The following is an 11769-nucleotide window of genomic DNA, read 5'->3' on the forward strand; positions in this document are numbered from 1 at the left end:
ATTATGGCAGCAGGGCCGCAGCAGACAGCAGGCAGCAACGAGGCGCCGCCGCGCGCCGGTGGCCGCGCGGTCGGCCGCCGGATGCGCGCGCTAGCCGATCGCGGCTCGGCCCTGTCGGCGCGGTGGTGGCGCCGGGCCGGTGCCGGCCTTGCGGCGGCGTTCGCCACCGATCTTGAGGCCGGCTGCGCCTTTCTCTGGCTGCCGGTGCTGATGGCGGCGGGAATCGGCGGCTATTTCGCGCTGCCGGCCGAGCCGCCGCTGCTGCTGCTGGCCGGCGGCAGCGCCGCGCTTGCCATGGCGGCGGCTGTGCTGCGCCGCCATGTGGCCGGCTTTCTGGTGCTGGCGGGGCTTGCGGCCCTTGCCGGCGGGGCGGCGCTGGCGGGGCTTGAGGTGGCGCGTGCCGCCGCGCCGGTGATGGCGGGCGACCGCACGGTGGTGGTGGAAGGGCGCATCGCCGCGCTGGAACACCGCCCCGGCGGGCGGGTGCGGCTGGTGGTGGCGGTCGGCCGGTTCGGCGACCGCGCGGCCGGCGCCGGCACGGCCCGCCAGCCGGTGCCCGCGCGGGTGATGGTGACGGCCCCGGCCCGCGCCGTGACCCGGCACATCGGCGAGGGCATTCGTTTCCGCGCCCGGCTTTCCGCCCCGCGCGGGCCGGACATGCCGGGCGGCTATGATTCGGCCCTCATGCTCTATCTGGCCGGCATCGGCGCCAGCGGCTTCGTGCTGGGGCCGGTGACGCCGCTCGATCTCGGGCCGCCGCCATGGCGCCAGCGGCTGGCGGCCGGCGTTGCGGCGGTGCGCGACGATCTGGCCGGCCGCATCCGGGCTGCGCTGCCGGGCGAGGCCGGCGAGATCGCCGTGGCGCTGATGGTGGGCGAGCGCGGCGGCATTTCGCCGGCGGTGGAAGAGGCCATGCGCGACAGCGGCCTGACCCATGTGCTGTCGATTTCCGGCCTGCACATGTCGCTGGTGGCCGGCACGCTGCTGGTGGCGGTGCGCGGCGGGCTGGCCCTCGTGCCCGGTCTGGCGCTGCGCTGGCCGCTGAAGCGCATTGCCGCTCTCGTCGCGCTGCCGGCGGCGGCGGCCTATCTGGCGTTGTCGGGGGCGGATTACGCCACGGTGCGGGCCTTCATCATGGTGGCGGTGGCGCTCGTGGCGGTGATCGCCGGGCGGCCGGCGATCACGCTGCATGCGGTGGCGGTGGCCGCCCTCATCGTGCTGGTGGCGGCGCCTTCGGCGGTGCTCAATCCCGGTTTCCAGATGTCGTTCGCCGCCGTCATCGCGCTCGTCGCGGTGTTTGCCGCGGTGACGAAAACGCCGGCGCATCACGAGGATGAGACACCGGCCGCGCGGCACCGGGCGCTGCGCTACGGCCTCTTTGCGCTGCGGGCGCTCGGCGCGCTGGCCGCCACCTCGCTCATTGCCGGCTTCGCTTCCGGCCCGGTGGCGGCCTATCACTTCCACCGCGCCGCGCCGCTCGGCCTGCTGGCCAACCTGATCGCCATGCCGGCGGTCTCGGCGGTGGTGATGCCGATGGCGGTGATCGCCTTTCTGCTGATGCCGCTGCATCTGGAGGTGCTGGCCCTCGTGCCGATGGGGCTCGGGATCGATTACATGGTGTGGGTGGCCGGCCTCGTTGCCGGGTGGACGGGCACGGCCGGCAATGTCGGGTTCATTCCGGCGGGCACGATCCTGCTGCTGGCAGCGGCCCTGCTGTGGGGGGCAATCGCGCAGGCGCGGTGGCGCCGGGCGGCCGTCGTGCCGCTGGCGGCCGGCCTTGCCGTGCTGGTCCTCACCCGCCCGCCGGATGTGCTGATTGCCGCCGATGGCCGCAGTGCCGCGGTGCGCGGCGCCGATGGCCGGCTTTCGCTCGTCATCGGCCCGGACGGACGGCGTACGGCGCAGACATGGCTGACCGCCGACGGCCGGCCGCCGCCGCGCCGGCTGCCGGCCGCCGGCTTTGCCGGGCCCGGAGTGGCCTGCGACGGGCTGGGCTGCGTGCTGCGCGAGGTGCCGCCGGATGCCGCCGGTCCGCTCGTGCTGGCGGTTTCGCGCGACGGCACCGGGCTTGGCGACGACTGCCGGCTGGCGCAGATTGTGGTCGCGCCGGTTGCCGTGGCGCGGGCGTCGTGCGCGGCGCCGCTGCTGTTCGACCGCCGCCGGCTGGCGCGCAGCGGGGCTGTGACGCTGACCTTTCCCGGCGGCGACACAGCCCGTCCGCCGGTCATTGCCACCGCGCTCGCCGGCCTGCGTCCGTGGACGCGCCCGCTGATCGCGCGCGGCGGCGGCATGGCGCCGGCAGAGACTTCGGATGGGGCGGCGCGGGAAGAGGAGGCCCGGGGAGGGGAGGCTGCGGATGCGGACGGCTCCGGTGCACCGTCCGGGCCCGCGGCGACGGATCCCTGAACGCTGCCGGCGGTACCTTAATCGAATTGAATGGGACGCCGGGCGAAAACGGCGCAGACAGACCGGCAGAGGCAGACCGGTGAAGGCAGAGCGGCGCAGGCCGGTCGGTACAGGCCAGTCCGTGCAGGCCAGTCACCACAGGCACGTCAGCGAAGAGGAGTATGGCGATGGCCGGCAAATCGTCTCCGGAAGGCAGGGCGTCGTCGGTCGCTCGTCCGGCGGCCGCGGGCCGGTCTCCGTCCGGCCACGCCGCGCCCGAACCCGCTGAGGCGGCGGGCGGAGGCGCAGAGGCAGACGCGGGCGGGACGGCGGACAACGGCGGCACCCGCAAAGGGGCGCTGAAGGCGCTGGAGGCCCGCCGCGTGGCGCGCCGCACCGCGGCGGCCGGCAAGCGGGCCGCCCGGCTGGCCGCCAAGAAGGCCGCCCGCCCGCTGGTGCCCGCCGCGCCGGATCTGATCGATGCGGTGGAGGCGTGGCTCACCCGGCTTTCCGGCGAACGGCGGCTGGCCGAGAAGACCATCGTTTCCTACCGCCGCGACGTGTTCCAGTGGCTGACGTTCCTCACCGAGCATCTCGGCGGGCCGCCCACCATTGCCGCGCTCAGCGATCTGCGGCCGGCCGACGTGCGCGCCTTTCTTGCCCGCCGCCGGGCGGAGGACGGCGTCGGCGACCGCACCACCGCCCGCGCGCTGGCCTCGCTGCGCTCGCTGACCGGTTATCTGGAGCGCTTCCACGGCGTTAACGGGGCGCCGCTGCGGGCGATTTCCGGGCCGCGGGTCAAGCCGGGCCTGCCGAAGGCGCTTGCGGTGGAAGACGCGCTGAAGGTGGCGGCGGCCGCCGGCCACGAGGCCCACGCGCCCTGGCTTGCCGCACGCGACACGGCCGTCATTCTGCTGCTCTACGGGGCGGGCCTGCGAATCGGCGAGGCCCTGTCGCTCACCGGCGCCGACCTGACGCAGATCGGCGCCACGATCCGCGTGACCGGCAAGGGCGGCAAAACACGCATCGTGCCGCTGCTGCCGGTGGTGCGCGAGGCGGTGGCGGTCTATCTGCAGCGCTGCCCGTTTCACCTGAAGCCGGACGAGCCGGGCTTTCGCGGCGCGCGCGGCGGGCCGCTCGATGCGCGCATCATCCAGCGCATCATGGAGGGGCTGCGCGGCTGGCTGGGCCTGCCGGAAACCGCCACGCCCCACGCGCTGCGCCACTCCTTTGCCACCCACCTGCTTTCGGCCGGCGGCGACCTCAGGACCATTCAGGAACTGCTCGGCCACGCCAGCCTTTCCACCACGCAGATCTACACCGCCGTCGATCCGGCGCGGATTCTGGAAGTGTATGCACGCGCACATCCTCTGGCCGGCAAGGGCACCTGAGGCCGCGCCGGCGGCCGGCCCCGGCGTCTTCAGGGTGCGGGGCGTCGCCGCACCCTGAAGACGCAGGCCAGCCACGGCGCCGCTTTTCCGCTGCATCTTCCATGAGCGTGCCCAATGGCTGTGCCAACCGGCTTCCCATGAGGGGGCCGCCCCGCTAACCTGAAAACCTCCGTCCTCGCCGGGAACTCTTGCCCGGGACGTCTTGCCGGGAGGACCGGGTTCTAAGGACGCATTCTTCCACGCGGGGTTCCATGTCGATCCTGGCTGCTCTCCATCACGTCACGCACTACAAGTATAACCGGCCGATCGCGCTTGGCCCGCAGACCATCCGTCTGCGCCCGGCGCCGCACTGCCGCACGAAGGTGCCGGCCTATTCGCTGAAGGTGCTGCCGGAAAACCACTTCGTGAACTGGCAGCAGGATCCGTTCGGCAACTGGCTGGCGCGATTCGTGTTCCCGGAAAAGGCGACCGAGTTCAAGATCGAGGTCGACCTGCTGGCGCAGCTTGAGGTCTACAATCCGTTCGACTTCTTCATCGAGGAATATGCGGACAAGTTCCCCTTCGCCTATTCCGACCTGTTGCAGGAAGAACTGGCGCCCTACCTGACGCCGGAGCCCGGCGGCCCGGCCTTCGATGCGTTCGTGGAGTCCGTGCCGCTGGAGCCGCTGGGCACGGTCGATTTCCTCGTCGCGCTCAATCAGCGCGTCCACAACGCCATCGGCTATACCATCCGCATGGAGCCCGGCGTGCAGACGCCGGATGAGACGCTGACGCTCGCTTCCGGTTCGTGCCGCGATTCCGGCTGGCTGCTGGTCAACACGCTGCGCCGCCTCGGCCTCGCCGCGCGGTTCGTTTCCGGCTACCTGATCCAGCTGAAGCCGGATATCGCCGCGCTCGACGGCCCGTCCGGCACGGCGGTCGATTTCACCGATCTGCATGCGTGGGCGGAGGTCTACATTCCCGGCGCCGGCTGGATCGGCCTCGACCCCACCTCGGGCCTGTTTGCCGGCGAAGGCCATCTGCCGCTGGCAGCCACCGCCCATTATCACTCCGCCGCTCCGGTCACCGGCCTTGTCGAGCCGGCGGAGGTGGAGTTCGAGTTCGACATGTCGGTGACGCGCGTGGCGGAAGTGCCGCGCGTCACGCTGCCGTTCTCCGACGAGGCGTGGGCCGCGCTCGATGCGCTGGGCGAGAAGGTCGACGAGGACCTGAAGGCCAACGACGTGCGCCTCACCATGGGCGGCGAGCCAACCTTCGTGTCGATCGACGACTATGAAGGCGCGGAGTGGAACACCTCTGCCGTCGGCCCCACCAAGCGCGCCCGGGCAGACGATCTCATCCGCCGCCTGCGCACCTCGTTCGCCTCCGGCGGCATGCTGCATTACGGGCAGGGCAAGTGGTATCCGGGCGAAAGCCTGCCGCGCTGGACCTTCTCGCTCTACTGGCGCAAGGACGGCAAGCCGATCTGGCGCAACCCCGATCTGGTGGCCCGCGAGGTGCCGATGAAGCCGGCGGGCGAGCCGGAGGCCAGAGCGCTGGCGCAGGGGCTGGCGGAGCGCCTCGGCTTCGATGCCGATTTTGCCGTGCCGGCCTTCGAGGATCCGGCCTACTGGCTGATGAAGGAAGCCGAGCTTCCGGAAAATGTCGACGCGCTCGATTCGCGGCTGGAAAATGCCGAAGACCGCTCGCGCATCGCGCGCGCCTTCGGCCGCGGGCTGACCAAGGCCGCCGGCTATGTGCTGCCGGTGCAGCGCTGGAACGCGGCGGCCGGCTCCGGCTGGGTTTCGGAGCGCTGGGGCCTGCGCCGCGGCAAGCTGTTCCTCATTCCCGGCGATTCCCCGGTGGGCTTCCGCCTGCCGCTGAACTCGCTGCCGTGGGTGGCGCCGGCGGCCTATCCCCATGTCGTGCCGGCCGATCCCTTCGCCGAATTCGGCGATCTGCCGGACCCCGACGAGATCGCGCAGGCCTATGAGCGCACCTCCTATGCCGAGCGCCGCTCGCAGGTGCTGCAGCGCCTCACCTATGGCGCCAGCGTGCGCACGGCGGTTTCGGTGGAGCCGCGCGATGGCAAGCTGTGCGTGTTCATGCCGCCGGTCGGCACGCTGGAGGACTATCTCGACCTCATCGGCGCGGTGGAATCCACGGCGGCCGATCTGGGGCTGACGCTGCAGATCGAAGGCTATCCGCCGCCGCCGGATGCCCGCCTCAACGTCATCCGCGTGGCGCCCGATCCGGGTGTGATCGAGGTCAACGTGCATCCGGCCGCATCCTGGCGCGAGGCGGTCAACATCACCTCCACGCTCTATGAGGATGCCCGCCAGAGCCGCCTCGGCACGGAAAAGTTCCTCACCGACGGCCGTCACACCGGCACCGGCGGCGGCAACCATGTGGTGATCGGCGGTGCCAGCCCGCCCGACAGCCCGTTCCTGCGCCGGCCGGACCTGCTGAAGAGCGTGGTGCTCTACTGGCAGCGCCATCCGGCCCTGTCGTTCCTGTTCTCCGGCCTGTTCATCGGCCCGACCTCGCAGGCGCCGCGCCTCGACGAGGCGCGCACCGACGTGCTCTACGAGCTGGAGATCGCGCTTGCCAACGTGCCGGCGCCGGGGCAGGGGCCGGTGCCGTTCCCCTGGCTGGTGGACCGGCTGTTCCGCAACATGCTGACGGACGTGACCGGCAACACCCACCGCGCCGAGATCTGCATCGACAAGCTGTTCTCGCCCGACGGGCCGACCGGCCGGCTCGGCCTCGTGGAGTTCCGCTCCTTCGAGATGCCGCCGGATGCGCGCATGAGTCTGGCCCAGCAGTTGCTGATCCGCGCCCTGATCGCATGGTTCTGGAAGAACCCGCAGAGCGGATCGCTGGCCCGCTGGGGCACGGCGCTGCACGACAAGTTCATGCTGCCGCATTTCGTGTGGGCGGATTTCCTTGAGATCATCGCCGACCTGAAGCGCGGCGGCTACGAGGTCGATCCGCTGTGGTTCGAGGCGCAGCGCGAGTTCCGCTTCCCGTTCTACGGCGCTGTCGAGCACGGCGGCGTCGGTCTGGAACTGCGGCAGGCGCTGGAGCCCTGGCATGTGCTGGGCGAGGAAGGTGCCGTGGGCGGCACGGTGCGCTATGTCGACTCGTCGGTCGAGCGCCTGCAGGTGAAGGCGGAGAACTTCAATCCGCAGCGCCACGTCATCGCCTGCAACGGGCGGCGTGTGCCGATGCAGTCGACCGGGCGCAACGGCGAGTTCGTCGGCGGCGTGCGCTTCAAGGCCTGGCATCCGCCGTCAGGCCTGCATCCCACGCTGCCGGTCAACGTGCCGCTCACCTTCGACATCATCGACAGCTGGAACAACCACTCGCTCGGCGGCTGCGTCTACTATGCCGCCCATCCGGGTGGCCGCAGTTACGAGACCTTCCCCGTCAACAGCTACGAGGCGGAGGCGCGCCGCCTCGCCCGCTTCCAGCACCACGGCTACACCGGCGGCATGGTGATCCCGCCGCCGGAAGAGGTGACGGGCGATTTCCCGGCGACCCTCGACCTGCGCCGCCCGCGGATGGTGTGAGGCGATGGCAGCGGCAACCGGACAGGGAGCGGCGGCGCGGAAGGGACGGGCCAAGGGCTCCGGCCTTCTGTCGGACTATGCCGTCCTTCCGGGGGTCTTCGACGAGATGGTGGACGGCAACGGCCGTCCCCGTCCGCACTGGACGGCCTTCATCGCCCATCTGGAGGAACTGGGGCCGGCGGAGATTTCGCGCCGCTTCGAAGTGGCCGACCGGTCGCTGCGCGATTCGGGCGTGTTCTACCGGGTCTACGATCAGGCCGACGGCGGCGAGCGGCCCTGGCCGCTGTCGCACGTTCCGCTCATTCTCTCCGTCGACGAATGGAAGTCGCTGTCCAAAGGGCTGGTGCAGCGCGCCCGCCTGCTGGAGGCGGTGCTTCAGGATGCCTACGGCCCCGGCCGCCTTGTGACCGACGGCGTGCTGCCGGCCACCGCTATCGCCGGGTGCCCGGAGTTCCTGCGGCCGATGGTGGGGCTGAAGCCGGTCGGCGGCCGGCATCTGCGCATTTATGCCGTCGATCTCGGCCGCGGGCCGGATGGCAAGTGGTGGGTGCTGGGCGACCGCGCGCAGGCGCCCTCCGGCGCCGGCTATGCGATTGAAAACCGGCTCGCCCTGTCGCGTGCCCTGCCGGATATCTATCGCTCGCTGCAGGTGGAGCGGCTGGCGCCGTTCTTTCAGGCGTTCCGCGCCGGGCTGGCCGAACTGGTGCAGCGCGAGGATCCGCGGCTGTGCCTGCTCACCCCCGGCTCCCTCAACGAGACCTATTTCGAGCACGCCTATCTCGCCCGCTATCTCGGCTTCCTGCTGGTGGAAGGCGGCGACCTGACGGTGCGCGACGGCAATCTCTACATCCGCACCGTCGCCGGTCTGAAGCGGGCGGATGCGGTGCTGCGCCGTCTCGACGGCGATTTCGCCGATCCGCTGGAGCTGAACGCCCGCTCGCAGATCGGCGTTCCGGGGCTGGTGGATGCGCTGCGGCACAATTCGCTCGTCATGGCGAACTCGCTCGGCTCCGGGCTGATCGAATCGCGCGCGATGATGAGTTTTCTGCCGGCGCTCGGCGGCGCGCTGCTGGGCGAGGGGCTGGAACTGCCCAATGTCGCCACCTGGTGGTGCGGCCAGCCGGCCGAGCGCGAGGTGGTGCGCGACAATCTTGAGCGTCTTGCGATCGCCGCCGCCTTCGGCTCGCGCCTTCCCGGCCGGCAGGAGACGGGGGCGCTGCTGGGCGCCGGCCTCGATGCGGACGGCCGCAAGGCGATGCTCGATCTCATCGACCGGCGCGGCGTGGACGTGGTCGGGCAGGAGATCGTCAAGCTGTCCACCATGCCGGTGTGGAACAAGGGCCGGCTGGAGCCGCGCCCCTTCATTCTGCGTGTGTTCGTGGCAGCTACGCACGATGGCTGGCAGGTGATGCCCGGCGGGTTCTGCCGCCTTTCCGACGACCGGGATGCCCGCGCCCTCACCATGCAGCAGGGCGGTTCGTCGGCCGATGTGTGGGTGCTGGCGGGGGCGCCGGTGCCGGCCACCACGCTGCTGCCGCCGCCGGACCGCATGCCGATCCGCCGCGCCGCCGGCGTGCTGCCGAGCCGGGCGGCCGACAACATGTTCTGGCTCGGCCGCTATCTGGAGCGCGCCGAGGCGACGCTGCGGCTGGTGCGGGCGCTGACGGGGCGGCTCGGCGACACCGGCTCCACGGCCGACCGCGTCGGCCACCGCATCGTTGCGCTGCTGGAGGCGGAAGGGGCCGTTCCCGTCGGCCTTGCCTTTACCAACCCGATTGCGGCGGCGGAAGCCACGCTCGGCAACCGCCAGCTGCCCGGCGCCGTGCCGGTGCTGGTGGAAAACGCCAAGCGCACGGCCTCGGTCATCCGCGACCGGCTTTCGCCCGATGCCTGGCGCGTGCTGATCGAGACCGAGGCGCTGTTTGCCGGCAAGGAGCCGATCCGGGTGGAAGGCGATGCCTTCGAGCGCGCCAATGCGGCGCTGACCATGATCGCCGCGTTCTCCGGGCTGGCGCAGGAGAACATGAACCGCTCCATGGGCTGGCGCTTTCTGGAGCTTGGCCGCCGTATCGAACGCGGCATCGGCATCGCCATGGTGGTGCGGCATTTCGGCGTGCCGGAGGCTTCCGCCCGCTGGCTCGACATTCTGCTGGAACTGGCCGACAGCCAGATGACCTACCGCACGCGCTATATCGTGGCCGCCGCCCGTCCGCAGGTCATCGATCTCGTCGTGCTCGATCCCGGCAACCCGCGCTCGCTCGCCTATCAGGTCAACGAGATCGCGGATCATCTGGCGCTGCTGCCGGGCCTCGACGACGGCGGCCTCGTCAGCCAGCCGGTGCGCATTGCCCGCCGCCTGCAGACGCAGCTGCTCACGGCCGATGCCGCCGCCGTGAGCCTGACCGACGTCGCCGGGGTGGAAAGCCAGCTCATGGCGCTCTCCAACGAAATCGCGCAGCGTTATTTCACCCACCGCAGCCTGCCGGGCGTCAGCTGGGACGGTCTGGGATGATCTACGAGATCCGCCACGTCACCCATTATGCCTATGGCATGCCGACGCCTTTCGCCCGGCATGTGCTGCGGCTGATGCCCTGCGACCGGCCGGGCCTGAGGGTGCTGTCGCGGGCTCTCGTCGTTGAGCCGACGCCGACGGAGCGGCAGGATATCACCGACTTCTTCGGCAACGGCATGACCTCGCTGGCCATCGATGCCGCCCACGAGGAACTGCTGGTGACGATGGTCGCCCGCCTCGATGTCAGCGAGCCGGTGCTGCCGGACCCGGCCGCCACGCCCGATCTGGCGGCGCTGCGGGCGGCGGCCTTTGCCAGCGCCGATTGCGGGCCGCGCTCGCCCGCCCACTTCCTGTTCGCCAGCCGCCGGGTGCCGCTGGAACCGGAAATCCGCGCCTATGTGGCCGAAAGCGTGCGGCCGGGGCGGCCGGTGCTGGAAGCCGCGCTGGAGCTGAACGACCGCATCAACGAAGACTTCGCCTATGTTCCCGGTGCCACCGATACCGACACCCCGCCGGCCGTGTCGTTCCGCGCCCGCCACGGCGTGTGTCAGGATTTCGCCCATGTGATGATTTCCGGCCTGCGCGGGCTGGGCGTGCCGGCGGCCTATGTCAGCGGCTATCTGCGCACCATTCCGCCGGCCGGCCAGCCCCGCCTGCAGGGGGCTGATGCCATGCATGCGTGGGTTTCGGTGTGGTGCGGGCCGGAGGCCGGCTGGGTGGAACTGGACCCCACCAACGCCTGTGCCGCGGGGCGCGATCATATCGTGCTCGCCATCGGCCGCGACTATGCCGACGTCGCGCCGGTGGAAGGGGTGATCGTCACCTCCGGCGGCCAGCAGCTTGGCGTGGCGGTGGACGTGGTTCCGGCCGGGGACGAGGAAGACGCGGCCAAAGCCGCGGCCGCCCCCGCCGCGCCCGGGACCGCCGCGCCTGCGGCCGTGCCGCCGGCCCCGCCGCCGCCGGCTTTCTGAGCGCCCGCCGGCGGAGGTGCCGGCAGGGGCCTTGATTGTGCAAAAAGATTCGCTATCAGCAGGATCAGCCGCGTTCGGGGGGACGCGGCCGGGGGATATTTGCGGCCGGACCCGGCCACGGTGTGCGGCTGCCGGTGGCGGCACGGCCGGAGAGGGGCCGCCGTCAGGCATTTGTTAACCTTGTTCATGGCTTTATTAACCATACCAAGCCGATCCGGGCGGCGCCCGGGTCTGCCCGGCTCAAGCCGCTTTCTGTCAGGGGCCCCGATGCGCCGCGCGCTCGTTCTTTCTCTCGCGCTCATCGTGTCCGCGTGTGCCTCCGGCTATCGTGGTCAGGAGCCCGTGACGGCCACGATGGCCCGGCAGGTGCCGCCCACAGAGGCGGTGATCGTGCCGCCGCCCGGAGGGGCGGCGATCGTGGGCGTGATCGAAACGCGCTACAACAACGCCATCGAGCAGCAGATCGTGCTGGCCAGCGAAGACCCGCTGGAGGGCGAGAACTTCATCAGCGTGCGCATGTACGGTCCGGTCGGCAGCCAGCCGGGCGACCAGCGGCTGAAGTTCGACCGCCCGATGGTCGGCGACATCCAGCGCGAGATGCGCAAGGTGCTGCCCGACATGGGCATGTATGTGTCGTCCACCTACGTGCAGAATTTCTACGGGCCGTTTGCCTATGCCTTCGGGCGGCGCGGCAACACCGCGTGTCTGTTCGGGTGGCAGACGATCGAGGCCCATCGCAACCAGTTCAGCGAGCCCAAAGGCGGGCGCGGCAGCGTGGTGGTGCGGGTGCGGCTGTGCCGGGTGGGGGCGAGCGAGGATAACCTGCTTGCCTTCATGTACGGCTACACCCTGTCGAGCTTCTTCACCGCGCTGGACTGGAACCCGCTCGGCACGCCGCGGCCGGTCAATCCCGATGTCGGCCAGATCGGCGCGCCGATGCTGCCGACCCCGCAGGGCGT

General features: G+C 71.1%; 6 protein-coding genes. All 6 read left to right on the top strand.

Features of this window, described 5'->3' with window-relative positions; genetic code table 11:
• The first annotated feature begins 81 nt into the window (after positions 1 to 81).
• The gene (locus tag V7067_RS11025) at positions 82 to 2406 is read left to right on the top strand and encodes a ComEC/Rec2 family competence protein (protein WP_334175952.1); all 2325 of its coding nucleotides are present in this window, start codon (positions 82 to 84) and stop codon (positions 2404 to 2406) included.
• Between the two features lie 431 nt (positions 2407 to 2837).
• Entirely contained in the window at positions 2838 to 3776 is a 939-nt protein-coding gene (locus V7067_RS11030) for a tyrosine recombinase XerC (protein WP_334175957.1), read from the top strand.
• 251 nt (positions 3777 to 4027) lie between these two features.
• Positions 4028 to 7327 carry a transglutaminase family protein gene (locus tag V7067_RS11035; RefSeq protein WP_334175953.1) on the top strand — a complete coding sequence of 1100 codons (3300 nt, stop codon included), beginning with the start codon at positions 4028 to 4030 and terminating at the stop codon, positions 7325 to 7327.
• A 4-nt stretch (positions 7328 to 7331) separates the two neighbouring features.
• Positions 7332 to 9839, top strand: a complete 2508-nt coding sequence (locus V7067_RS11040; RefSeq protein WP_334175954.1) for a circularly permuted type 2 ATP-grasp protein — start codon at positions 7332 to 7334, stop codon at positions 9837 to 9839.
• Positions 9836 to 10810 carry a transglutaminase family protein gene (locus V7067_RS11045; protein ID WP_334175955.1) on the top strand — a complete coding sequence of 325 codons (975 nt, stop codon included), beginning with the start codon at positions 9836 to 9838 and terminating at the stop codon, positions 10808 to 10810. Before V7067_RS11040 ends, V7067_RS11045 begins: the two co-directional genes overlap by 4 nt.
• A 342-nt stretch (positions 10811 to 11152) precedes the next feature.
• Positions 11153 to 11769, top strand: a 617-nt coding sequence (gene bcsN / locus V7067_RS11050; protein WP_334175956.1) for a cellulose biosynthesis protein BcsN, incomplete at its 3' end; no start/stop codon positions are given.

It is taken from the genome of Pseudoxanthobacter sp. (assembly GCF_036822375.1).
Taxonomy (GTDB): Bacteria; Pseudomonadota; Alphaproteobacteria; order Rhizobiales; family Segnochrobactraceae; genus Pseudoxanthobacter.

What these genes read in the sequence shown, in the direction of transcription:
- V7067_RS11035 (WP_334175953.1), top strand. Translation starts at nt 4,028, where the DNA reads ATGTCGATCCTGGCTGCTCTCCATCACGTCACGCACTACAAGTATAAC.
- V7067_RS11045 (WP_334175955.1), top strand. Translation starts at nt 9,836, where the DNA reads ATGATCTACGAGATCCGCCACGTCACCCATTATGCCTATGGCATGCCG.
- V7067_RS11025 (WP_334175952.1), top strand. Translation starts at nt 82, where the DNA reads ATGCGCGCGCTAGCCGATCGCGGCTCGGCCCTGTCGGCGCGGTGGTGG.
- V7067_RS11040 (WP_334175954.1), top strand. Translation starts at nt 7,332, where the DNA reads ATGGCAGCGGCAACCGGACAGGGAGCGGCGGCGCGGAAGGGACGGGCC.